The 23,898-nt window shown below is 68.3% G+C and carries 20 protein-coding genes; 11 read left to right on the top strand and 9 right to left on the bottom strand.

Going from position 1 to position 23,898, the window contains the following annotated elements:
* Nucleotides 1-67: 67 nt before the first annotated feature.
* Nucleotides 68-301: a type II toxin-antitoxin system Phd/YefM family antitoxin gene (locus A3Q7_RS0113890; protein ID WP_018412503.1), complete on the top strand. Its 234-nt coding sequence runs from the start codon at nucleotides 68-70 to the stop codon at nucleotides 299-301.
* Nucleotides 298-684 carry a type II toxin-antitoxin system VapC family toxin gene (locus A3Q7_RS0113885; protein WP_018412502.1) on the top strand — a complete coding sequence of 129 codons (387 nt, stop codon included), beginning with the start codon at nucleotides 298-300 and terminating at the stop codon, nucleotides 682-684. The genes A3Q7_RS0113890 and A3Q7_RS0113885 overlap by 4 nt, the downstream gene beginning before the upstream one ends.
* Nucleotides 685-827: 143 nt before the next feature.
* Here A3Q7_RS0113885 and gatB read toward each other — a convergent pair whose 3' ends face one another.
* From gatB to gatC, 5 genes are read right to left on the bottom strand one after another with little or no spacing between them, the layout of a single operon-like run.
* Nucleotides 828-2,297 (bottom strand): Asp-tRNA(Asn)/Glu-tRNA(Gln) amidotransferase subunit GatB, encoded by a 1,470-nt coding sequence (gene gatB, locus A3Q7_RS0113880; RefSeq protein ID WP_026224834.1) that lies wholly within the window; start codon nucleotides 2,295-2,297, stop codon nucleotides 828-830.
* A gap of 26 nt (nucleotides 2,298-2,323) precedes the next feature.
* Nucleotides 2,324-2,836: a hypothetical protein gene (locus A3Q7_RS0113875; protein WP_018412500.1), complete on the bottom strand. Its 513-nt coding sequence runs from the start codon at nucleotides 2,834-2,836 to the stop codon at nucleotides 2,324-2,326.
* A complete protein-coding gene (locus A3Q7_RS0113870; protein ID WP_018412499.1) occupies nucleotides 2,833-3,147 on the bottom strand; it encodes a hypothetical protein in 315 nt (104 codons plus the stop codon). The genes A3Q7_RS0113875 and A3Q7_RS0113870 overlap by 4 nt, the downstream gene beginning before the upstream one ends.
* Nucleotides 3,148-3,153: 6 nt before the next feature.
* Complete coding sequence (gene gatA / locus A3Q7_RS0113865; RefSeq protein WP_026224833.1) at nucleotides 3,154-4,605, bottom strand: Asp-tRNA(Asn)/Glu-tRNA(Gln) amidotransferase subunit GatA; 1,452 nt, start codon at nucleotides 4,603-4,605, stop codon at nucleotides 3,154-3,156.
* Between the two features lie 8 nt (nucleotides 4,606-4,613).
* Nucleotides 4,614-4,901 (bottom strand): Asp-tRNA(Asn)/Glu-tRNA(Gln) amidotransferase subunit GatC, encoded by a 288-nt coding sequence (gatC, locus tag A3Q7_RS0113860; protein WP_018412497.1) that lies wholly within the window; start codon nucleotides 4,899-4,901, stop codon nucleotides 4,614-4,616.
* Nucleotides 4,902-5,177: 276 nt separating this feature from the next.
* On the opposite strand from gatC, the gene A3Q7_RS0113855 reads away from it, so the two are divergent.
* The 6 genes from A3Q7_RS0113855 (at nucleotide 5,178) to A3Q7_RS0113830 (ending at nucleotide 12,829) form a co-directional block, all read left to right on the top strand.
* A complete protein-coding gene (locus tag A3Q7_RS0113855; RefSeq protein WP_018412496.1) occupies nucleotides 5,178-6,221 on the top strand; it encodes a rod shape-determining protein in 1,044 nt (347 codons plus the stop codon).
* 142 nt (nucleotides 6,222-6,363) lie between these two features.
* A complete protein-coding gene (mreC, locus tag A3Q7_RS0113850) occupies nucleotides 6,364-7,275 on the top strand; it encodes a rod shape-determining protein MreC (protein ID WP_026224832.1) in 912 nt (303 codons plus the stop codon).
* Nucleotides 7,276-7,402: 127 nt separating this feature from the next.
* Nucleotides 7,403-7,927 (top strand): rod shape-determining protein MreD, encoded by a 525-nt coding sequence (gene mreD / locus A3Q7_RS0113845; protein WP_018412494.1) that lies wholly within the window; start codon nucleotides 7,403-7,405, stop codon nucleotides 7,925-7,927.
* Nucleotides 7,928-8,761: 834 nt separating this feature from the next.
* Nucleotides 8,762-10,651: a penicillin-binding protein 2 gene (gene mrdA, locus A3Q7_RS0113840; RefSeq protein ID WP_018412493.1), complete on the top strand. Its 1,890-nt coding sequence runs from the start codon at nucleotides 8,762-8,764 to the stop codon at nucleotides 10,649-10,651.
* Complete coding sequence (rodA, locus tag A3Q7_RS0113835; RefSeq protein WP_018412492.1) at nucleotides 10,632-11,798, top strand: rod shape-determining protein RodA; 1,167 nt, start codon at nucleotides 10,632-10,634, stop codon at nucleotides 11,796-11,798. Before mrdA ends, rodA begins: the two co-directional genes overlap by 20 nt.
* Complete coding sequence (locus tag A3Q7_RS0113830) at nucleotides 11,795-12,829, top strand: septal ring lytic transglycosylase RlpA family protein (RefSeq protein ID WP_018412491.1); 1,035 nt, start codon at nucleotides 11,795-11,797, stop codon at nucleotides 12,827-12,829. The genes rodA and A3Q7_RS0113830 overlap by 4 nt, the downstream gene beginning before the upstream one ends.
* On the opposite strand, the gene A3Q7_RS0113825 is transcribed toward A3Q7_RS0113830, so the two are convergent.
* The gene (locus tag A3Q7_RS0113825; RefSeq protein ID WP_018412490.1) at nucleotides 12,816-14,831 is read right to left on the bottom strand and encodes a M1 family metallopeptidase; all 2,016 of its coding nucleotides are present in this window, start codon (nucleotides 14,829-14,831) and stop codon (nucleotides 12,816-12,818) included. The two genes, A3Q7_RS0113830 and A3Q7_RS0113825, sit on opposite strands and share 14 nt — an antisense overlap.
* Nucleotides 14,828-15,712 (bottom strand): ChaN family lipoprotein, encoded by an 885-nt coding sequence (locus tag A3Q7_RS19925; RefSeq protein WP_018412489.1) that lies wholly within the window; start codon nucleotides 15,710-15,712, stop codon nucleotides 14,828-14,830. The genes A3Q7_RS0113825 and A3Q7_RS19925 overlap by 4 nt, the downstream gene beginning before the upstream one ends.
* Nucleotides 15,713-15,909: 197 nt before the next feature.
* Here A3Q7_RS19925 and A3Q7_RS0113815 point away from each other — a divergent pair, with 197 nt between their 5' ends.
* From A3Q7_RS0113815 to A3Q7_RS0113805, 3 genes are read left to right on the top strand one after another with little or no spacing between them, the layout of a single operon-like run.
* Nucleotides 15,910-18,891 carry an ATP-binding protein gene (locus A3Q7_RS0113815; RefSeq protein WP_232417980.1) on the top strand — a complete coding sequence of 994 codons (2,982 nt, stop codon included), beginning with the start codon at nucleotides 15,910-15,912 and terminating at the stop codon, nucleotides 18,889-18,891.
* Nucleotides 18,888-19,256 (top strand): response regulator, encoded by a 369-nt coding sequence (locus A3Q7_RS0113810; RefSeq protein WP_018412487.1) that lies wholly within the window; start codon nucleotides 18,888-18,890, stop codon nucleotides 19,254-19,256. The genes A3Q7_RS0113815 and A3Q7_RS0113810 overlap by 4 nt, the downstream gene beginning before the upstream one ends.
* Nucleotides 19,256-20,839, top strand: a complete 1,584-nt coding sequence (locus tag A3Q7_RS0113805) for a sensor histidine kinase (protein ID WP_018412486.1) — start codon at nucleotides 19,256-19,258, stop codon at nucleotides 20,837-20,839. The genes A3Q7_RS0113810 and A3Q7_RS0113805 overlap by 1 nt, the downstream gene beginning before the upstream one ends.
* 597 nt (nucleotides 20,840-21,436) lie before the next feature.
* Here the strand turns inward: A3Q7_RS0113805 and A3Q7_RS0113800 are convergent.
* Nucleotides 21,437-22,324 carry a DMT family transporter gene (locus tag A3Q7_RS0113800; protein WP_018412485.1) on the bottom strand — a complete coding sequence of 296 codons (888 nt, stop codon included), beginning with the start codon at nucleotides 22,322-22,324 and terminating at the stop codon, nucleotides 21,437-21,439.
* Nucleotides 22,324-23,850, bottom strand: a complete 1,527-nt coding sequence (locus tag A3Q7_RS0113795) for a helicase HerA-like C-terminal domain-containing protein (RefSeq protein WP_018412484.1) — start codon at nucleotides 23,848-23,850, stop codon at nucleotides 22,324-22,326. Before A3Q7_RS0113795 ends, A3Q7_RS0113800 begins: the two co-directional genes overlap by 1 nt.
* Nucleotides 23,851-23,898: the final 48 nt, after the last annotated feature.

The raw sequence follows: 23,898 nt of genomic DNA, 5'->3' as shown, positions 1-23,898 counted from the left end.
GGAGCCTCTTGATCCGGCCAGACTTAGTCCTCAAACGTAGTCCGATCAATCCTTCTCAGGAGTCGCTATGCCGCTGATCGTCAATGTGCACGAAGCCAAGACGAATTTTTCGCGTTTGCTGGAGCAGGCTCACGCCGGACAGGAGATTGTGCTGGCGAAGGCGGGCAAGCCCTATGCACGTCTGGTGCCCTTGGCGCCCGAATCGGCTGGCCGGCGACCCGGCAGATTGCCCGGCCGCATCGATGCGTCTTTTTTCGAGCCCTTGCCTGAGGACGAGACGCGCGTTTGGGAGGGCAGATGAAGGCGCTGCTCGACACCCATGCGCTGCTCTGGTGGTGGACGGACGACCCTCTGCTCTCAGCGACGGCTCGCTCCTTCATCCAGAACCAGGACAACACCATTCTGGTCAGCGCAGCGAGTGCCTGGGAAATCGTGACCAAGCATCGTCTTGGCAAACTGGAATCTGCCGCCGAGGCGGTGTCCTGTTTTCACGAACTGGCCACGCTTGACGCCTTCGAGCATCTGCCGGTGACGAGCCTGCATGCGCTGCGTGCAGGTACGCTGGAAGTCGACCACCGTGACCCCTTCGACCGCATGCTGGCCGCGCAATGCGAACTCGAAGGAGTGCCGCTGATCACGTGCGACGCGACTTTTGCCGGCTTTCGCGTACGGACGGTGTGGTGAGGCGGGCGCCCGCTTGCGGCCATGGCATGTATCCGCGGTCCGCGGCGTGCAGGCGCAGTTGCCCTTACCCGGCGCTGCGCGCCACCCTCTCCTGCTGATGCGGGCGAGGGGGAAACCGGAGCGCCCGCATGAGGGGCGCGGCCTCAGCCTTCCAGCTTCTTCTTCAGCAGTTCGTTCACCTGCGCCGGGCTGGCCTTGCCGCGGCTGGCTTTCATCACCTGGCCGACCAGGGCGTTGAAGGCCTTTTCCTTGCCGGCGCGGTACTCCTCGACCGACTTCGGGTTGGCGGCCAGCACCTCGTCGATGATGGGTTCGATGGCCGAGGCGTCGGTCACCTGCTTCAGGCCCTGCGCTTCGATGATGGCGTCGGCGTCACGGCCTTCGCCATTCCACAGCGCGTCGAACACCTTCTTGGCGATGCTGTTCGAAATCGTGTTGTCGGCGATGCGGGCGACCAGGCCCGCGAGCTGGGCCGGGCTGACCGGGCTGTGCGCGATGTCGCGCTCTTCGCGGTTCAGGCGCGCGGCCAGTTCCCCCATCACCCAGTTGGCGAGCGGTTTGGCCAACTGAGTGGCCTGCCCCGCGCCGGCGACGGCGAGCGCGTCGGTGAAGTACTGGGCGGTTTCGCGGCTGGCGGTGAGGCCGGCGGCGTCGTAGGCGGACAGGCCACAGTCCGATTGCAGCCGCGCGGCCAGCGCGGCCGGCAGTTCGGGCATGGCGCGGCGCACTTCGTCCACCCACTCGGCGGCGATCACCAGCGGCGGCAGGTCGGGATCGGGGAAGTAGCGGTAGTCATGCGCGTCTTCCTTGCTGCGCATCATGCGGGTTTCGCCGGTGTCCGGGTCGAACAGCACGGTGGCTTGCTGGATCTTGTGGCCGTCCTCGATCTGTTCGATCTGCCACTGGATTTCGTAGTCGATGGCCTGCTGCAGGAAGCGGAAGCTGTTCAGGTTCTTGATTTCGCGGCGGGTGCCCAGCGGCTCGCCGGGACGGCGCACGCTCACGTTGGCGTCGCAGCGGAAGCTGCCTTCCTGCATATTGCCGTCGCAGATGTCCACCCAGCGCACCAGCGCGTGCAGCGCGCGCGCGTAGGCCACCGCCTCGGCGCTGGACGACATGTCCGGTTCGCTGACAATTTCCAGCAGCGGCGTGCCGGCGCGGTTCAGGTCGATGCCGGACATGCCGTGGAAATCCTCGTGCAGGCTCTTGCCGGCATCCTCTTCCAGGTGGGCACGGGTGAGGCGCACCACTTTTTCGTAAGCCTTGTCGCCCTCGCCGACGCGTATGGTCAGCGTACCGCCCTGCACCACCGGCAGTTCGTACTGGCTGATCTGGTAGCCCTTCGGGAGATCGGGGTAGAAGTAGTTCTTGCGCGCGAACACCGAGCGCGGCGCCACCGTGGCGCCGATCGCCAGACCGAAGCGGATGGCGCGCTCCACTGCGGCGCGGTTCATCACCGGCAGCACGCCGGGCAATGCCAGATCCACGGCGCTGGCCTGCACGTTCGGCGCCGCGCCGAAGGCGGTCGAGCTGCCGGAGAAGATTTTCGAGGCCGTGTTGAGCTGGGTATGCGTCTCCAGCCCGATCACGACTTCCCAGTTCGATCTGCTCATGATGCGTTCTCTCTGTATGCGGTGGCTCAGCGGCAGCCGCCGGTTCGGCGGCTCACCAGCGTGGGCCACAGGTAATCGTTCGCGCCCGGCGTGCAGTGGGCCGCGCAGTTGCGGTAGGACACGGTGACTTCGTCCTTCTGCTCCCACATGCTGATGGTGCACGCACCGGCCACCAGTGTGGGCGTGTGGTCGAAGCGGGTCTGCGTGAAGGCGGACAGGTCGAAGCTGCAGCGGCCTTTTGCGCCCATGTCCACCTCGGATGCGAAGCGCTCCACCCGGGAATCCTGCACGTCCAGCACCAGCCGGCCTTCGGTGCCGCCGTCGTCGCGATAGCGGCAGTCGGCCCGGGCCTGCAGCGCGCGCGCCGGTATCGGCAGGGGCTTGGCGCTGCGGCCGGGCGCCGGCCGGACCACCGTGGGCGGCAGCGCGGACGGCGCCGGCGCTTCCGGGGCGGACGGCGCGCCGGGCGGCTTCAGCGGCGCGCAACCCGCCATCAGCAGGGCGGCCAGCGCACCGGGGCGGATCGCGCCAGCCCTCAAAGCAGGGCGTCCCGCTTCTTGCGCAGCCCTTCCGGCATTTCCAGGCTCGCCTTGTCCCAGCCTTCCAGTTCCAGCACGCGGTCGAAAGCGTCCTCGAGCAGTGCATGCGCCTGCGCCGCCGCCTCGGCGATCGCGCGATGACTGTCCACCATGTCCGGCATGTCGCCCATGCAGGCGAGCTGGTAGTCGTGCAGCTTCCGCAGTTCCAGCAGTTGCACCGCAAGCTGCGCCGGGCAGGCGCACATATAGATGCCGGCCTGGTCGACGATGGCCTGGAGCTGTCGGGTGCTGTAGCGGAAGGTGTTGTTCATGGTGGCTTACTCCGGCGTGCGCAGATGCCAGTCGGTCGCCTGCTGGAACTGGTGCGCCACGCCCAGCATGCGCGCTTCGTCGAAATAGTTGCCGACGATCTGCAGGCCCACCGGCAGCCCGTTGGCGCCGAAGCCCGCGGGAATGCTCATGCCGGGCAGGCCGGCCAGGTTGATCGACGTGGTGTAGATGTCGCCGAGGTACATGGCGAGCGGGTCTTCGTCGTTCTGGCCCAGCGCGTACGCGGTGCTCGGCGTGGTCGGCCCCATGATGACGTCGCACTGCGCGAAGGCGGCGCGATAGTCGTCGGCGATCAGCCGGCGCACCCGCTGCGCCTGCAGGTAGTAGGCGTCGTAATAGCCGTGCGACAGCACATAGGTGCCGATCAGGATGCGCCGCTTCACCTCGGGGCCGAAGCCCTGCGCGCGGCTCTTGCCGTACATGTCGTCCAGGTTGCCGTAATCGGGCGCGCGGTAGCCATAGCGCACGCCGTCGAAGCGGCTGAGGTTGGAGCTGGCTTCGGCCGGCGCGATGACGTAGTAGGCGGGCACCGCATAGCCGGCGCGCGGCAGGCTCACGTCCACGGTCACCGCACCGAGCGTGCGGAAGGTGGCGAGTGCGGCGTCGACCGCGGCGCGCACGTCGGCCGACATGCCATCGCCGAAGAACTCCTTCGGCACGCCGATGCGCAGGCCGGCCAGCGGCTGCGCCAGCGCGCGCGTGTAGTCCTCGGCCGGGCGCTGCAGGCTGGTCGCGTCGCGTTCGTCGAAGCCGGCGAAGGCATTGAGCAGCAGCGCGCAGTCCTCGGCGGTGCGCGCCATGGGGCCGCCCTGGTCCAGGCTGGACGCGTAGGCGATCATGCCCCAGCGCGACACGATGCCGTAGGTGGGCTTGATGCCGCTGATGCCGCAGAAGGCGGCCGGCTGGCGGATCGAGCCGCCGGTGTCGGTGCCGGAGGCGGCGGGCGCCAAGCCGGCGGCGATGGCGGCGGCCGAACCGCCGCTCGATCCGCCGGGCACGTGCGCGCTGTTCCACGGGTTGCGTACCGCGCCGTAGTGGCTCGATTCATTGGTCGAGCCCATCGCGAACTCGTCCATATTGGTGCGGCCCAGCGTGACCAGGCCGGCGGCGCGGGAACGTTCGATCAGGCCGGCGTCGTACGGCGCGGCGAAGCTTTCCAGCATTTTCGAGCCACAGCGCGCGTGCCATCCGGTCTGGCAGAAGATGTCCTTGTGCGCGATCGGCACGCCGGTCAGCGGACCGGCGCGGCCCTCGGCGCGCAGTGCGTCGGCGGCCCGGGCGTCGGCCAGCGTGGCGTCCTCGTTGATTTCGACGAAGGCATTCAGCGCCGGGTTGGCCGCGCGTATCCGCGCCAGATAGTCCTGCGCCAGCTCGACCGCCGACGCTTCGCCCGCCGCCAGCTTCGCCGACAGCGACTTCACGGTTTCGGGGGGGCTCATGCGATCGCTCATTCGATGACCTTGGGCACGAGATAGAGGCCGTCCTCGACCGCCGGGGCGACCGCCTGGTAGGCCGCGCGACGGTCGCCTTCGGTCACGCGGTCCTCGCGCAGCCGCAGCACGAGATCGGTGGCGTGCGCCATCGGCTCGACGCCGGTGGTATCGATGGCCTGGAGCTGTTCGATCAGGCCCAGCATGGAATTCAGATGGCTGCGCGTGCGCTCGATGTCGGCATCCGGCAGTTCGATGCGGGCCAGTCGGGCGATGTGGCGCACCTGTGGGTCGGTCAATGACATGGGGTGACGTTCCGGGATGTCGGGCCGGGGCGCCTGTCTGGCATTCCCGGACACCGGGGTACAAAGATGTTTCGGTTCAAGGTGCTTATGCGCCGTTGGGTTATCATTATGAACCATTCAGGCTGCGCGCCCGGCAGTGGGCCTGGATGCGCGAGCGGGGCGGGCAGTCCCCGGCTGGCGCGAGCAGCCGCCGGGCCCGGCAGGACAGTACTGATCGATCACATCCGCCCGATTCTTCACCGGCCGCTGAGCGGCCGCTTTCATATAAGACCATTCATGTTCGGTTTCCTGCGTTCCTATTTTTCCAATGACCTCGCGATCGACCTGGGCACCGCCAACACGCTGATCTACGTCCGTGGCCAGGGCATCGTGCTGGACGAACCGTCGGTCGTGGCCATCCGTACCGAAGGCGGCCCCAACGCCAAGAAGACCATCCAGGCCGTGGGCCTGCAGGCCAAGCTCATGCTCGGCAAGACGCCCGGCAACATCACCGCCATCCGGCCGATGAAGGACGGCGTGATCGCCGACTTCACGGTGACCGAGCAGATGCTCAAGCAGTTCATCAAGAAGGTGCACGATTCCCGGCTGTTCTCGCCCAGTCCGCGCATCATCATCTGTGTGCCCTGCGGCTCCACCCAGGTCGAACGCCGCGCCATCCGTGAATCGGCGCTGGGTGCCGGCGCCAGCCAGGTGTACCTGATCGAGGAACCGATGGCCGCCGCGATCGGCGCGGGCCTGCCGGTGTCCGACGCCACCGGCTCCATGGTGGTCGATATCGGTGGCGGCACCACCGAGGTGGGCGTGATCTCGCTGGGCGGCATGGTGTACGCGGGCAGCGTGCGCGTCGGTGGCGACAAGTTCGACGAAGCCATCATCAATTACATCCGCCGCAATTACGGCATGCTGATCGGCGAAACCACCGCCGAGGCGATCAAGAAGGAAATCGGCTCCGCCTTCCCCGGCTCCGAGGTGAAGGAAATGGAAGTGAAGGGCCGCAACCTCGCCGAAGGCATTCCGCGCAGTTTCACCATCTCTTCCAACGAAATCCTCGAGGCGCTGACCGAACCGCTGAACCAGATCGTGTCGGCGGTGAAGAGCGCGCTGGAACAGACGCCGCCGGAACTGGGTGCCGACATCGCCGAGCGCGGCATGGTGCTGACCGGCGGCGGCGCGCTGCTGCGCGACCTGTACCGGCTGCTGATGGAAGAGACCGGCCTGCCGGTGGTGGTGGCCGACGACCCGCTGACCTGCGTGGTACGCGGTTCCGGCACCGCGCTGGAAAAGATGGACCAGCTCGGCAGCATTTTCGCCAACGAGTGATTGCTCCATGATGTCGCGGTCACGGCGCGCGCCTGCAATCGAGGCGGCCGCCTTCGGCCGCGGTCACCGCCTGCCCGCCGCCGGCCACGCCGCGCGGCGGATCGGCCTCCCTCCCGCAACTGCGAAGTCGGTCTGCTGATTCATGGTTTCACCGGTCGCCGGACATTCTCCCCCGCCCTTCTTCCGGCGCGGTCCTGCGCCTTTGGCACGCCTGGTCGTGCTGGTGAGTGCCTCGCTCACGCTGCTGGTGGTCGATCACCGGCTGCACTATCTCGAACTGGTGCGCCAGGGCCTGTCGGTGATGACCACGCCGCTGCAGGTACTGGCCGGCATGCCGGTCAAGGGCGTGCGTTCGGCCGGCGACTACTTCGCCGATCTCGCGCAACTGCAGGCGGAAAACACCGAACTGCGGCGCGAGCACACCGAACTGTCCACCATGCGGCTGCGCCAGGAACAGCTCGACCGCGAGAACACGCGGTTGCGCGCCTTGCTCGACATGCGCGAGCGGGCGCAGGTCGAGTCGCGCGTGGCCGAGGTGGTGTACGAGGTGCGCGATCCGTTCTCGCGCCGCATCGTGATCGACAAGGGCATCACGCACGGCATCGAGGCCGGCAGTCCGGTGGTGGACGATGTCGGCGTGATCGGCCAGGTCACGCGCGTGTATCCGCTGTATGCCGAAGTCACCCTCATTTCCGACAAGGACCAGGCGCTGCCGGTACAGGTGGCGCGCACCGGTGTGCGCGCCGTCATGTTCGGCGCCGGCGCCGGCCTGCTCGAACTGCGCTATCTGGCAACCGACGTCGATCTGCGCGAGGGCGACCGCATCGTCACTTCGGGACTGGATGGCGTATTCGTTGCCGGTCTGCCGGTGGCGCGCGTGAAGTCGGTGGACCGCGACGGCGTCGGCGGTTTCGTGCGCATCGTGTGCGTGCCGGTCGCCGGCGTCGAGGCCCATTCGACGGTGCTGGTGATGAAGCCCGGTCAGCCGGTGCTGCCCGAGGTCGACATGCCCACCGCGGCGGGCGAGGAGAAGCTGGAGGCGGTGCGCAAATGATGCGGAACACGACGATCGAGCCGCGGCACGAGGCGCCGGGCATCCGGCAAGGCGCGAGGCGGCGGCAGGGTGCGCCGCACCGCACGGATGCCGCACGGATGACGTGTGGTCGGGCGGAGGGCGGTGGATGAACCAGCCCACCTTCAGCTCGCGTCGCATCCTGCGCCCGGTAAGGCCCTGGTTCATCTGGCTGTCGCTGTTGCTGGCGCTGCTGGTGAACCTGATGCCGCTGGGCCGGGCATTCTGGTTGCCGGACTGGGTCGCCCTGGTGCTGTGCTTCTGGTGCGTACGCGAACCGCTGCGTGTCGGCATGGGCGCCGGCTTCGTGTTCGGACTGGCGATGGATATCGGCTATGGCAGCCTGATGGGCCAGCATGCGCTGGCCTATGTGCTGCTCGCCTACGCGGCCACCTCGCTGTCGCGGCGCATCCTCTGGTTCGGCCCTTTGCAGCAGTCGCTGCATGTGCTGCCCATGCTGTTCGGCGCGCACTGCGTCATGCTGGCTGTGCGCATGGTGGCCGACGCCGACTTTCCCGGCCCGGTGTACTTTCTCGGTCCGGTCATTTCCACCCTGCTCTGGACGCCGGTCGGCATGTTGCTGATGCTGCCGCAGTACCGGCCGGAAGAGAAGGACGAGAACCGGCCGATATGAGGGCCCCCACGCTCACTTCGTTCGCTGCCCCCCAGGGGGGCTGCGCTCGCCCTCGGGGCGGCGCTACCCACGGTCGGCTTTGCACAGCCGACCGGTTGCGCGGGCGGCGAGCAGTGCTCGCCGAAACCCCCGCTTCACCCCCCACGCTCACTTCGTTCGCACAGGGTCGGCTTTGCACAGCCGACCCGTTCGGCAGGCGCAGCGCAATGCGCTGCGAAATCCCGAGGCACGGGGACCGGCTTTGCACAGCCGGCCTGTTCGGCAGGCGCAGCGCATGCGCTGCGAAACCCCTGCCTCACCCCCCACCAAGGGGGCTGCGCTCGTTCCGCGGTCGGCTTTGCACAGCCGACCGGTTGCGCGGGCGGCGAGCAGTGCTCGCCGAAAGCCCCGCTACACCCCCCACGCTCACTTCGTTGGCACGGGGGCCGGCTTTGCACAGCCGGCCTGTTCGGCAGGCGCAGCGCAATGCGCTGCGAAACCCCGAGGCACGGAGGTCGGCTTTGCACAGCCGACCTGTTCGGCAGGCGCAGCGCAATGCGCTGCGAAACCCCGAGGCACGGAGGTCGGCTTTGCACAGCCGACCTGTTCGGCAGGCGCAGCGCATGCGCTGCGAAACCCCGAGGCACGGGGGCCGGCTTTGCACAGCCGGCCTGTTCGGCAGGCGCAGCGCATGCGCTGCGAAACCCCTGCCTCACCCCCCTCCCCACGGGGGCTGGGCTTGTTGTCGGGGCGGCCCCGCGATCCGCTTGGAAGCAGGGCGCGTGCTCGTCCGCATGCGGCCCGTTGCGCTCGGCGGGTCCGATGGCGCTGGATTGACGCGATGACCCGCCTGTCATGATCGATCTGCTGAGTCCGGAAACACAGGTCTTGCGATTCCGCCGCCGCGTCTATTTCGCGGCCGGCATCGTGCTGGTGTGCTTTGGCCTGCTGTTCGCGCGCTTCGTGTGGTTGCAGGTGGTGATGCACGACTACTACCAGACGCGCGCCGAGGACAACCGCATCGCGCTGATGCCGATCTCGCCCAACCGCGGCCTCATCGTGGACCGCAACGGCGAAATCCTGGCGCGCAACTACTCTGCCTACACGCTGGAAATCCAGCCGTCGCGCGTCACCCATCTCGACGACACGCTGGACGAACTGGCGCGCGTGGTGACCATAGAGCCGCGCGACCGGCGCCGGCTGCGCAAGCTGATGGAGGAGTCGCGCAACTTCGATTCGCTGCCGATACGTACCCGGCTCACCGACGACGAGGTGGCGCGCTTCATCGCCCAGCGTTACCGCTTTCCGGGTGTCGAGGTGAGGGCGCGCCTGTTCCGGCAGTATCCGAACACCGAGCTGGCGTCGCATGTGCTGGGCTATATGGGGCGCATCAACAAGCGCGACGCCGAGCGCATCGACGAGACCGGCAACGCCGACAACTACCGCGGCACCGATCACATCGGCAAGGCCGGTCTCGAACAGTTCTACGAAAGCGATCTGCACGGCGTGACCGGCTACGAACAGGTCGAGGTGACGGCCGCCGGCCGTCCGGTGCGCGTGCTGTCGCGCACGCCGGCGCAGAACGGCAACAATCTGCGCCTCACGCTGGACGCCGGGCTGCAGCGCGTGGTCGAACAGGCCTTCGGCGAGCGGCGCGGCGCGCTGGTGGCGATCGAACCGTCCACCGGCGGCGTGCTCGCGCTGGTGAGCAAACCCACGTTCGACCCCAATCTGTTCGTCGATGGCATCGACGCGACGAACTGGGACCTGCTGAACAATTCGCCGGATCACCCGCTGCTGAACCGCGCCATCTATTCTTCCTATCCGCCCGGCTCGACCTTCAAGCCGCTGATGGCGCTGGGCGCGCTCACCGCCGGCAAGCGAACGCCGGAATTCGCCATCGCCGACCCCGGCCATTTCGATTTCGGCGGCCATCGCTTCCGCGACGACAAGGTGGGCGGCCACGGCATGGTGGACATGCACAAGTCCATCGTCGTGTCCTGCAACACCTACTATTACCGGCTGGCCGCCGACTGGGGCATAGACGGCATCGCCGGCTTCATGTCCCAGCTCGGGCTGGGCAGCCGCACCGGCATCGACCTGGAGGGTGAATCCACCGGCGTGCTGCCATCGCCGGAATGGAAGAAGAAGCGCTTCAAGCGGCCGGAGCAGCAGAAATGGTATGCCGGCGAAACGGTGTCGGTCGGCATCGGTCAGGGCTACAACGCCTACACCATGCTGCAGATGGCGCACGCGGTATCCATACTGGCCAATGACGGCGTGGTGTACAAGCCTCACCTGGTGAAGCAGGTCGAGAATGTGCGCACCGGTGCCGTGCGCAGGGTGGAAGCCGAGCCGACGCGCAGGGTGAATCTGAAGCCGGAGCACATTGCGGTGATCAAGCAGGCCATGGTGGACGTGAACCGCGAAGGTACCGGCGCGAGAGCGTTTGCCGGCGCGCCCTACACGGCGGCCGGCAAGACCGGCACCGCGCAGGCCTTTTCGCTGCGTGGCGCGCAGTACCGCGGCAGCAAGCTGGCCGAAAAGCTGCGCGATCACGCGCTGTTCATCGCCTTCGCGCCGGTCGAGAACCCGAAGATCGCGCTGGCGGTCATCGTCGAGAATGCCGGCTTCGGCGCGCAGTCGGCGGCACCGATCGCGCGCCAGGTGTTCGATTACTACCTGCTCGGCAACAAGCCGGAGGGACCGGCGCCGGAGGACAGCGATGCAACTGACAGCGAATAGATGGTCCGTCCTGCGCGAGCGCATCGGCCGCCTGCTGTCGGCGCTCGATCCGCCGCTGCTGCTGATCACGACCGTGCTGCTGTCGCTTGCCACGCTGGTGATGGCGAGCGCCACCGCCGACTTCATGTTCCGCTTCGAAGCCCATCTGGTGAATCTGCTGGTGGCCGGCAGCGTCATGGTGCTGGTGGCACAGATTCCGCCGTTGCGGCTCATGCAGCTCGCGCTGCCCTTCTACATCCTCGGCGTGGTGCTGCTGTTGGGGGTGGAACTGTTCGGCGAAACGTCCAAGGGCGCGCAGCGCTGGCTCCACATCGGCTTCACGCGGATACAGCCATCGGAAATGATGAAGATATCGGTGCCGCTGATGCTGGCCTGGTACTTCCACCGTCACGAGGCCCAGCTCAGGGTGCGCGACTTCGTCGTCGCGGCAGTCATCCTGCTGATTCCCGTGGTGCTCATCTTCCATCAGCCGGATCTCGGCACCGCCATCCTGGTGCTGGCGGCTGGCGTATTCGTCATTTTCTTCGCCGGCCTGTCGTGGAAGCTCATCATTCCGGTGCTGGCGGTCGGCGTGGTGGCCATCACCGCGCTGGCCATCGAGGGCGATGCCATGTGCGCCGACGGCGTCGAATGGCCCGGGTTCAAGGCCTACCAGCGGCAACGCGTATGCACGCTGCTGGATCCGACCACTGATCCGCGCGGCAGCGGCTTCCACATCATCCAGTCCAGCATCGCCATCGGCTCCGGCGGCATTTTCGGCAAGGGCTGGCGCGAAGGTACCCAGACCCATCTGGAATTCGTGCCCGAGCGGCATACCGACTTCATCTTTGCCGTGATGGCGGAGGAGTTCGGCCTCGCCGGCGCGGTGGTGCTGCTGCTCATCTATATTGCGCTGATCGGCCGCGGGCTCATGATCGCCGCCAGTTCGCCGCTGCTGTTCGGCCGTCTGCTCGCCGGCGCGATTTCGCTGTCCTGCTTCACCTATGCCTTCGTGAACATGGGCATGGTGACCGGCATCCTGCCGGTTGTCGGCGTGCCGCTGCCCTTCGTGAGCTACGGCGGCACCGCGCTGGTCACGCTGTGCACGGGCCTGGGCCTGCTCATGTCGATCGAGGCGCACCGCCGCCGCCGGAGGGAAAGACGGTGATCGGTCCGCTGCGAACCGGCGCGCCATGCGCGCTGCTGCTGGCGCCCCTGCTGCTGTTGCTGGCGGCCTGCGCCGGCACGCCGGTCTCCACCCCCGACGCCGCGTCCGGTGCGCCGTCGCCCCGCGACGATGCCGCGCTGGATGCGCCCGCGCCGTCAGCGCCGGTCAGTGCGCCCACGGCACCGCGCCGGCCGGCCGGCGGCGGCTACTACCTGGATGACGGCCCCGGCGACAACCCGCTGGACGCGGCCGCGCTGGCCGCCATTCCGGATGCCGTGCCGCGCGATGAACCGCTGCATCGTTTCGCCAACCGTCCCTATACCGCGCTCGGCATGCAGTTCGTGCCGATGACCGAAGCGCAGCCGTTCCGGCAGCGCGGCCGCGGCTCCTGGTACGGCCGCAAGTTTCACGGCCAGAAGACCTCCAGCGGCGAGCCCTACGACATGTACGGCATGACGGCCGCGCATGCCACGCTGCCCATTCCGAGCTATGCGCGCGTCACCCACCTGGCGAGCGGCCGCTCGGTCGTGGTGCGCATCAACGACCGCGGTCCGTTCAAGCCGGGCCGGGTGATCGATCTGTCATGGACGGCGGCGGCCAAGCTGGGCTATGTGAATGACGGCAGTGCCGAGGTCGAGGTCGAGGCGGTATTTCCGGAAGGCAGCGCGGCCGACCTGCTGGCGCGTCGCGCCGCCGGCCGGCCGGAACGCGTGCGATCCGCACCGGCGGAGGTCCCGGCCACGGACGACGCCATCGCCGCACTGGCGCGCGACGGAACGGCCGCCACAGCGGAGGCGTCCGGCCGGCACTGGCTGCAACTGGGCGCCTTCGCGGCGCTGGACAATGCGCAGGCGCTCAGCCGGCGCGTCGCCGATGGCCTGGCCGACTGGGCCGAGCGGCTGCGCGTGACCAGCGAAGGCAGCCGTCACCGCGTGCAGGCCGGCCCGTTCGCCAGCCGCGACGCCGCGGAATCCGCGGCGCGCGAACTGCGCGAACGGCTGGGCCTGGAAGCGCTGCTCATCGTGCGCTGAGCGCGGCCGGGGCATTGGCCGGGCAGATTCGCGTCCAGCGCGGTGCGGCCGGCCACTGTCCGCGTTCGACCGCGCGGCCGCCGCGCAACACCACCCAGCCCTGCTGTCCGTAGTGCGGCAGTCCGCGTCGGGCGGCAGCCAGCGCATCGGCGTCGCGCGCGGCCACCAGCGCCAGCACGCCCCCTTGCGGGGCGCGCATCGCCCAGGCCACCACCTCCCCGTCGTGCGGGCGCGCCGGCAAGTTGTGCCTGCGCAACCAGCGATCGAGCGCCGCAGTGCTGCCGACCACCAGTCGTGCCTCGCTGCCAGGCGGGCTGTCGGCGCCGGGACGGGGCGGGCGACGGTCCAGCCAGTCGTCGAGCAAGCCTTCCGCCGCCGCGCGCAGGCGCGTGTCACCGTCATCGAGCACGGTCACCGTGAGCGCCGGATCCAGCGTCGCCTCGCGCAGTATCGGTGGCGCTTCGCCAGCGGCCAGCCGGCGCGCGAGGCGGAAATCGGGGTCGAGCGCGATATCGGCACAGCGCGTCAGTCCGAGCTGCACAGAGGTGTCCGTTCCGCGCAGCGCGATCTTCTCGATGCGCGTGCTGCCGTCGCCGGTATCGCGCAGCGCGAGCGGCACGGTCAGCGCATAGGCCGGGCCGGCCTGCCGCAGCGTCAGCGTCACCGCGCCCGGCTGTGCGCGCAGGTCGTGCAGCGACAGCGCGGGCAGGCCGGCGCGCCGTATCCATTGTTCGAACAAGGCGCCCAGCTTGCGGCCCGAGCTGCGCTCGAAACTGTCCTGCAGCGTCGTCCAGCTCGCGCGCCGGAAGCGCTGTTGCTGCCAGAAGTCGCGCAGCGCCCGCGCGAACGCTTCCTCACCCAGCTCGTCGCGCAGCATCAGGAACACCAGCGCCGCCTTGTGGTAGCCGACCGCCTGCGAGGCGTCGTGGGTACGGCCGCGGAACGCCGCCAGCGTGCCCTGGCTGGCGTCCGGCAGCGCCGACAGGCCGCGCAGCCAGTCCAGCCGCATGGCGCGCGCCGCGTCCTCGCCCTGCGCTTCACGCTGCGCGTAGTCGGCCATGAAGGTGGTGAGCCCCTCGCTCCAGTTGCCGCTGTCCGGATCGACATACACGCCATTGCCCCACCAGTTGTGCAGCACCTCGTGCGGCAGCGAGGTGTGGCGGATGAAGGGCAGGCGCAGCACCTCGCTGCCGAGATAGGTCAGCCCGGCCATGCCGAAACCGGTGGGCGTCGGCGATGCGGCGATGGTGAAGCGGCGATAGGGATAGGCACCGATGCGTGCCTCGTAGCGGGCCAGCGCGTCGGCCGCCGCGTCGAGATAACCCGCCGCCTCGCCGGCCAGTGCGGCCGGGAACAGCGTGGCCAGCTCGATGTTGCGCCCGTCGATCGAACGCACGCTGCGCAGCGTTTCCTGCCACGGGCCGGCCATCACATCCAGCCCTTCGCCATCGGCCTCCTGCTGCCACACCAGGCGGCGGCGCGCGCCGTCGAGCTGTTCGCTCACCCGCTCGCCGGTGCTCACTGCGCGCTGGCCGGCCGGCAGGTCGATCCGCACGCTGCAGCGATGCAGTGCCACCCGTTCGCCGTCCATCGGCAGCGGATACCACCCGGCCTGGGCGGGCAGGAAGCTGCCGGTTTCATCGATGCGCAGCGCGAAATCGGTCAGCGTGTCGCGATGACGCTGGCCGCTTGCCATCGCATCGCCGGTGAGGGTCCACTTCAGCGTCAGCGTGCGCGGGCCGGGCGCTGGCGTCAGGTCGATCTGCCACAGCCCGTCACGAGCAGTTGTCGCATGCGGCCGTCCGTCGACCTCCAGCGTGTGGATCGGATGCCGCGCATCCATGCGCAGCGCGACGCCTTCGCCCGCCGCCAGCATGAAGCGCCCATGCGCGCGCGCGCTGTGCGTGGCCGGGTCGAGCGACAGTTCGATATCGCAGCCGGGGGCTGCGCGGGCGCACGAGGCTGCGAGCAGCAGTGCCAGGCCGACGCGAACCGTCGTCACTGGCGCGCCTCGTGCCGCGGCGACTCCAGGCCATACACGCCGTCGGCCAGGCCGCGCACCAGATCGTCGCAATCCGCATGGTCGTCCCACGGCAGCAGGCTGCCGACGGCGGGCAGGCCGAGCGCACGCAACTGATGTTCCACGCCATGGCCGTGCACGATGTGGCCGCTGCCCATGAGGCCGATCACCAGCGCCTGCGGATGTGACCGCGCCGCATCCGCCAGCGCTTCGGCCATGGCGCGGTCCCACAGCAACTGTCCTTCGATGAAGCGCTCGCGCGCGGCGTCGCCACCGCGTGCGTGGGCGACATGGCCGCGCCATATTTCCTCCAGCCAGGCGCGATAGTCGGCGTCCGGCGCGGCCGGATCGCCCACGCCCTCGCGCCGCTCGCGCGGCACGCCGGCCAATCCGCTGCGCGACACCTCGCGCACGATGGAACGGTCGATGTTGAGTGCATGCATCGGAATGCGTTGTTCGCGCGCGAAACGGAAAATGTCGACATACAGCGCCGACGGCACGCCCCAGGCCTTGTTCCAGTCGGCGAGCCGGAACAGCGTGACTTCGTCGAGTTCGCCGCGCACCCACGCATCGAGTACCGGTTGCGCGCTGCGTGGCAGCATTTCCAGTCCGATCACCAGTTGCGGCCGCAAGTTCTTCAGCGTGCGCAGCGTGTCGAGCTGCCATTGATGATGCGCCGCGACATCGTGCTTCTCGCCCAGCAGCAGTACGGTCTGCTGGCTGGCCTGCGCAAATACCTGCTCGGCCGGGATTTCCCCCGCGCCCGGTTCCACCCAGCGTCCGGCGGGCACGCAGGACGCGGCACTCGCGCAGGCCGGTACGCAACACAGCAGCCAGGTGGCCAGGGTGGAGGCAAGATTCACGGCATTCTCCCGGAACGACATGCTTGGAGCGGGTGGCGCCACGCGGCGCCGGTGCGTGGACGGGCGACACACGCCTTCGTTCCCGGTCGGCCGGACGCTGCTGACCGGGCCGACGTCACGCCGGAACGCAATCAGCGGATGAAATTCGCCGCAACAGACCCTAACATGGCGACCGGTCCATCGCACGCAGCCCCATCGTGTCCGCATTGTCGCGCGCCCTGCTGCAGCTTCCTGCCCTGTTGCTGACACTCGTGGCCTGTGTGGCGGCGGGGCTGATCGATCCCATGCTCGGCCTGAGCGAAGGCCAGCCCCCGGTACTGCAGATCCGGCTGGGTGTCGCGTTCTCCGCGATACTGATGTTCGGACCGCTGCATGTGCTGCCCGCTGCGCTGGCCGATGGGTTGCTGTCGCTGATGCACGGCGGGTCGCCGTTGCCGGCGATCGCCCACGCGCTTGCGCTGGGCGTCGTGCTGGTGGCGGCGGTACGCGTGCTGCGCACCTATCCGCTGCAGCCCTTTCCGCGCATGCGGGCCGACCACTACGGCTGGTTCCTCGGGGCCGCGCTGGCGGTGGCCATCCTGCATGCGGCGGTGGATGCGTGGTCGCCGGATGAAGGTCTCCCTCTGTCCGACTGGACCTTGCACGCGGCCGCCCAGTTTGCCGGCGCGCTGCTGGTGGTGCAATTGGTCGCCGGCTGGAGCGGTGTGCATGTGTGGCGACGCGTGCCGGCGGATCTGCCGCGTGCGCTGCCGTGGATGCTGATCGCGCTTGCGGTGGCCGCCGCCATCTTTCTGCGCCTGTTCGACGGTCCCGAGCCCTATATGCTGGTGCTGCCCGCCGTGCTGGTGTGGGCGGCGATCACGCTCAAAGTGCGCTGGATGGCGCTGCTGCTGGTGCTGATGAATCTGCTGGCGCTGTACGGCACCCGGAACGGCACCGGTCCGTTCGGCAACGAAACGCCGCTGCGCGCACTGCTGCTGCTGCAGACCTTCCTCATCGCCATGTCGGTCGCCGTGTATTCGCTGTCCATCACGCTGAGCGAACGGGCCACCGCCTCGCGCCGGGCGCGCACCCGCGAGGCCCAGTTGCTCGATCTGGTCGATGGTTCCATCCAGGGCATCCTGATCCATCGCGAATTCCGGCCGCTGTACGCCAACCGGCGCGCGGCCGAACTGCTGGGTTTCCACTCGGTGGCCGACCTGATGGCGCAGCGTTCGCTTGCCGGCATTGTCGTGCCGGACGATCTGGCACGCATTTCCAGCGAGCAGAGCCGCCGCCAGCTCGCCGCCGGACGCATGCTGCCGATGCAGCTCGACGTGATACGCCAGGACTGCAGCCGTCGTACGCTGGATTCCATGGTGCGTCACGTCATGTGGGACGGCGAGCGCGCGGTGCAGGCGACTTTCATCGACGTGACCGACGATCTGCGTGCGCGGCAGGAACAGCGCGAGCGGCTCGAGCGCCAGGAGAAGCAGCTCGCGGCGATGCTGCGGCTCGGTGTCGATCCGCTGCTTTCGGTGGGCGACGAACTGGGGCTGTGTGTGCTGACCGAGGCGGTGTCCGAGGCACTCTCGGTCATCCGCGTCAGCGTGTGGCAACTCGATGCGGACCAGATGCATCTGGTGTGCCTGGATCTGTTCGATCGTCGCGCACTGCACGACCGCTCCGGACTGCAGGCCCACCAGGCCGGAAGCCGGCTCGCCGTTGCCGACTATCCGGGCTACTTCGACGCCTTGCGTGGCGGCCAGCCGGTGGTGGCCAACGATGCGCGCGCCTGTGCGCAGACCCGCGAGTTCGCGTCGCTCTACCTGAACGATGCCGGCATCGAGGCCATGCTGGACGCACCGGTCTTCCTCGATGGGCGACTGGCCGGCGTCGTCTGCATCGAACACGACGGGGGGACGCGCGACTGGGCGCACGACGAAGTGCGCTTCGCGGGCGAGATCGCCACCCTGCTCGGCCGCTTCCTGGTGGCACGCGCGCGGCGTGACATGCAGCGCGAGCAGGACCGGCTGTCCGCCATCCTGGATGCGACGCCCGACTATGTGTCCACGGTCGACACCGAACTGCGCTTCAGATATCTGAACCTGGCGGCCCGCCGCACGCTGGGCCTGAGCGACGGCGGCGAACTGCCGACCGACATGCGGGTGCGCGACCTGTATACGCCGGACATGTACCGCCATTACCTCGAGGTGCAGTTGCCGGCAGTGCTCAGGGACGGCATCTGGGTCGGCGAGATCGAGCTCAAGACGCCGGTCGGCGGCGTGCGCCCGGTGTCTGCGGTGCGGGTTGCGCATCGCGATGCCGACGGACGCCTGCTCTACATTTCCAGCCTGCTGCGTGACATCACGGCGATCAAGCAGACCGAACTGGCTCTGCGCGAGGCGAACGAAACGCTGGAACAGCGGGTGTCCGAACGCACGGCCGAGCTCGCGCGCGCCAACGAAAGGCTGAAGGATCTGGACCGGCTGAAATCCATGTTCATCGCCTCCATGTCGCACGAACTGCGCACGCCGCTCAATTCCATCATCGGCTTCACCGGCGTGGTGCTGGCCGGCATGGCCGGCGAACTGAACGAACGCCAGCGCGACCAGCTCGGCCGCGTCTATGGTTCGGCCCGTCACCTGCTCGCGCTGATCACCGACGTGATCGACATTTCCAAGATCGAAGCCGGTTTCATCGACGTGTTCGAGGAAACTTTCGAGGTCGAGAAAATGATCGACGAGGCGATACAGACCGTCATGCCGGGGGCGCGCGAGAAGAAGCTGGCGGTCGAGGTGCAGGTGCCGCCCGGGCTCATGGTGCGCGCCGACCGCCGCCGCCTGTTGCAATGCGTACTGAATTTCACCAGCAACGCGGTAAAGTACACCGTTGAAGGACGAATCCGCGTGGAGGCAAGTGTGCACGGAAGCTGGCTCGACATCAGCGTCGAGGATACCGGGATCGGCGTTGACGAAGCCGGTCTGGCGCGGCTTTTCCAGCCTTTCGAGCGCATCGATTCCCATCTGCGGGTCAAGACACCGGGCACCGGACTGGGGCTGTACCTGACCCGCAAGATCGCCACCGAACTGCTGGCTGGCGGCGTCGATGTACACAGCACACCGGGGGTGGGCAGCCGCTTCACGCTGCGCATCCCGCGCGAGGGCTCGGGTCGGGCCGCGGAGGGTGCGCGACCGTGAAGACCGCGCTGGTGATCGAGGACAACGACAATAACCTCGAACTGATCTCGTTCATCCTGAATGCCCGCGGCTACGCGACCCGCAGCGCGATGACCGGCCTCGACGGCGTGGCCGAGGCCTTGCGCGAACGCCCCGATTTCATCCTGCTGGACATACAGCTCCCCGACATCGATGGCATCGAGGTTGCCCGGCGCATCCGCGCAGGCGAAACTGCGCCGCCCATCCCGATGATCGCGATCACCTCGTTCGCCATGGCCGGCGACCGGGAGAGGGTGCTGGCGGCCGGCTGCAACGGCTACATAGAAAAACCCATAGACCCGCTGCGGGTCATGACCCAGATAGAAGACGTGCTGGCCCAAGCCTGATGGACATCCTGATTGCGGAAGACGACGAGAACTCTCGCCTGATGTTGTGTGCAGCGCTGGAGGCACGTGGTCACGCCGTGCGTTCGGCACCCGACGGACGCACGGCGCTCGAACAGGCGCTCGCGCGGCCGCCCGATCTCATCGTGTCCGACATCCTGATGCCCGACCTCGATGGCTATGGTTTCTGTCGCGCGGTGCGCGCTCATCCCCAGTTGTCGGCCACGCCATTCGCCTTCTACACCGCCACCTTCACCGACCGGCGCGACGAGGAACTGGCTTACCGGCTCGGCGCCGACCTTTTCCTGGTCAAGCCGTGCGAGATCGACAAGCTGGTGGCGGAACTGGAAACCCTGGGCAACACCCGCGCGAAGCGGACCCAGGCGGGGGAGGTGGATGCCCTGTATGCCGAACGCCTGCGCGACAAGCTGGACAAGAAAATAGGCGAACTCGAGGCCGAGCGCACCCGCTTGCGCGATTTCGCCGAAGCGGCGGCCGACTGGTTCTGGGAAACCGACGCCGACGGGATCATCGTCTACACCTCGGAAGGTGCCTGGCCCTTGCGCGGGCTCACGCTCAATGCCTTGTTCGCAATGCGCCGTCCCGGTCCGCAACGGCACGACGATCTGGCGCAGCTCGCCTCCGAGTTCCGCCCGTTCCGCGACATCGTGATCGACTGGCGACAGCAGGACGGCGGCGTGCGCATCATGGCGCTCTCCGGCCGGCCGTGGAAGGACGCCAGCGGCCGCACGGGCGGTTACCGCGGCAGCGCGCGCGACGTGAGCCGGCAGGTGCGCGCCGAGGAGGAACTGCGCGCGCTGAATCATGAACTGGATGAACGCGTGCGCAGCCGCACTTCCAGCCTGCGCGCCGCGTTCGAGGAACTGGAAAGCTTCAGCTACTCGGTGTCGCACGATCTGCGCGGCCCCTTGCGGTCGATACACGGCTTTGCCAGCGTGCTCGAATCCGAACTGATGCGACCGGATGTGTCCGGTCTGTCGCCCGCGACCTTCGATGCGCTGGCGCGCATCCTGCGTGCCGCGCTGCGCATGGAGCATCTGGTGGACGATCTGCTCGAGCTGTCGCGCGTAACGCGCCTGCCCTTGCAGCGTCAGCCTGCCGACCTGAGCGCCATCGCGCAGGACCTGGCGGACGCGCTGCGCGCCAGCGATCCGCAGCGAAAGAGCACGATCAACATACAGCCAGGCATGCTGGTGGCAGGTGATGTCGGCCTGCTGCGCATCGCACTCGACAACCTGCTGCGCAACGCGTGGAAGTTTTCCGGCCCGGTCGACGATCCGGTCATCGAGGTCGGCGCCGAGGGCCGTGGCCAGCAGGCGGTCATCTATGTGCGCGACAATGGCGTCGGTTTCGACATGGCGCACGCGGACAAGCTGTTCACTCCGTTCGCGAGACTGCACCGCGACGGCGAATTCGAAGGCACCGGCATCGGTCTGGCGCTGGTCCAGCGCATCGTGCGCCGCCACAACGGACGTGTCTGGGCGCGCGCCGAACCGGGCAAGGGCGCCACCTTCTGTTTCACGCTGGGTGACACCGAAACGGAACTGCCTTCGACAGCCGCCTGATCGAGCCACCGCCTGCCGCCCGCAAGAACTCGCCCGGACCGTGAACGGAGCCGGGGTTTCGTAGGAGCGGGCTTGCCCGCGATGCAGCCTGGAACGAAGCCGGGCGGCCTGCATCCGCCGCATCGCGGCCAGAGGCCGCTCCCACGGAATCTCGCGACAAACGTGAGCGGGGCCAGGGTTTCGTGGGAGCGGGCTTGCCCGCGATGCGGCCTTGAACGAAGCCGGGCGGCCGGCATCCGCCGCATCGCGGCCAGAGACCGCTCCCACGGAATCTCGCGGCAAACGTGAGCGGAGCCAGGGTTTCGTGGGAGCGGGCTCGCCCGCGATGCAGCCTGGAACGAAGCCGGGCGGCCGGCATCCGCCGCATCGCGGCCAGAGGCCGCTCCCACGGAATCTCGCGACAAACGTGAGCGGAGCCAGGGTTTCGTGGGAGCGGGCTTGCCCGCGATAGAGCTTCGAACGAAGCCCGCGGCCCGCACACGCCGCATCGCGGGCAAGCCCGCCCACAACAGCTCGCCCGAACCGCGAACGCAGCGGGTTTTGCGGAGCGAGCACCGCTCGCGACCCCGCCCTTGAACGAAGCCCGCGGCTGCGGTGCTATTTGCGGCCCACCGCCAGCACGCCGGCGATCACCAGCGCGGTGCCGGCGAGCTGCAGCGCGGACAGCGGCTCGTCCAGCATCCACCAGCCGAGGAATACGGTGATGACCGGGCCGGTACTGCCTACCAGTGCGGCGGTCTGCGCGCCCATGCGGCGTATCGCCACCGATTGCAGGAATACTGGCAGCACCGTGGCGAAAAGCGCCATGGCGACCGCCAGCCACAGCACCGGCGCCGGCTGCGCCAGCGCTTCCAGCGGTCGCAGCGCGGCGAAATGCAGCATGACCGCGACGGTGGACACCAGGGTGGCGAGCGCGGAGAAACGGGTGGCGCCCATGCGGCGTATCGGTTCCGCTGCGCCGGTCAGGTAGATGGCGAAGCTGAGCGAGGACGCGAACACCAGCCCGCAGCCCAGCGCGATCGCCGCGGCTTCGCCACTCACTTCGATGTCATGGACTACCGCCAGCGCGATGCCGCCGTAGCAGAGCAGGCTGGCGACGATCTCGCGCGCGGCGATGCGGCGGCCATGGGCGATCCAGCCTATCAGCAGCGTCAGCGTGGGATAGGTGAACAGCACCAGGCGTTCGAGGCCGGCCGAGATGTAGAGCAGCCCGTAGAAATCGAGCATGCTGGCGCCGTAATAGCCGAACAGGCCGAGCAGCGCGACGGTCGCCCAGTCGCGCCCGCTGAGGGCCGCGCCGCGTGCCGCCTCGCGCCAGGCCACCACCACGAACACCGGTGCCGCGAGCAGCATGCGCAGCGCGACCAGGGTGACCGGATCGACGCCATGCGGGTAGGCCAGCTTGGCGAGGATGGCTTTCAGCGAGAAACCGGCCGACGCGATGATGGCCAGCCACACGCCCAACTGCCTGTCGTGCGCCGCCACTAACGTTTTCGCCCGCCGAGCAGGGAACCGAGGACGCCGCGCACGATTTCCCGGCCGATGGAACTGGCCACCTGGCGCGCCACGGTTTTGGCCGCGGTCTGGATCAGGCCGTCGCGCTGACCGCCGCGCGGGCCGGTGGATCCGAACACCAGGTCCTGCAGCCCGCCCAGCATGCCGCCATCGGCGCCGCTCGCAGTGCCACCTGCCCCGGCACCGGGCAACGGCTTGCCGGTAGCCTGCGGCGCAGCGGTCACCGCGGCGGTGAGCATTTCGTAGGCGGATTCGCGGTCCAGCGCCTGTTCGTAGCGGCCCTGCAGCGGAGATTGCCGGATCGCGGCACTGCGTTCTTCCGCGCTGAGCGGGCCCAGGCGGGAGGCGGGCGGCAGCACGAAGGCACGCTCCACCACCGACGGCCGTCCCTTCTCGTCGAGGAAGGAAATGAGTGCCTCGCCGGTACCCAGTTCGAGTATGGCCTGTTCGGCGTCGAACTTCGGGTTCTGCCGCATGGTCTGCGCCGCGGTCTTGACCGCCTTCTGGTCGCGCGGCGTGAACGCGCGCAGTGCGTGCTGCACCCGGTTGCCGAGCTGGGCCAGCACGCTGTCCGGCACGTCGAGCGGGTTCTGCGTCACGAAATACACGCCCACGCCTTTGGAGCGGATGAGGCGCACCACCTGTTCGATCTTCTCCAGCAGTGCCGGCGGCGCCTCGTTGAACAGCAGGTGAGCCTCGTCGAAGAAGAACACCAGCCTGGGCTTGTCCATGTCACCCACTTCGGGCAACTGTTCGAACAGTTCGGCCAGCAGCCAGAGCAGGAAGGTGGAGTAGAGCTTGGGCGAGTTGTACAGCCTGTCCGCCGCCAGGATGTTGATGGTGCCGCGGCCGTGCTCGTCGAAGGTCATCAGGTCGGCGATGTCCAGCATGGGCTCGCCGAAGAAGCGGTCGGCGCCCTGCTCCTCCAGTTGCAGCAGGCCGCGCTGTATCGCGCCGATGGATGCGGTGGAAATGTTGCCGTACTGCGTCTTGAACTGCGCCGCGTTGTCGCCGACATGCTGTACCAGCGCCCGCAGATCCTTCATGTCGAGCAGCAGCAGTCCGTGGTCGTCGGCCACCTTGAACGCGATGCTGAGCACGCCGGCCTGGGTGTCGTTCAGGCCGAGCAGGCGGGCCAGCAGCAGCGGGCCCATGTCGCTCACCGTGGCACGCACCGGGTGGCCGGATTCGCCGAACACGTCCCAGAAGCGGACCGGGTTGGCATAGGGTACGAAATCGGTGATGCCGAGCAGGTCCAGCCGCTGCTGCAGTCGGGGGCTGACGGTGCCGGCCGCGGCCATGCCCGACAGGTCACCCTTCACGTCGGCCATGAATACCGGCGTACCGATATAGGAGAAGCGCTCGGCGAGCGACTGCAGGGTGACTGTCTTGCCGGTGCCGGTGGCACCGGTGATCAGGCCATGGCGGTTCGCCATGCCGGGCAGCAGCGCGATGGATGCGTCGCCGGCGCGGGCGACATGGAGCGGATCGGCCATGGCATCTGTCCTCGGAAGGGATGGCCGATGCTACCAGTGCGCGGGCCC

It is taken from the genome of Methyloversatilis thermotolerans (assembly GCF_000372885.1).
Taxonomy (GTDB): domain Bacteria; phylum Pseudomonadota; class Gammaproteobacteria; order Burkholderiales; family Rhodocyclaceae; genus Methyloversatilis; species Methyloversatilis thermotolerans.
This window is presented reverse-complemented; position numbering and strand designations above follow the sequence as displayed.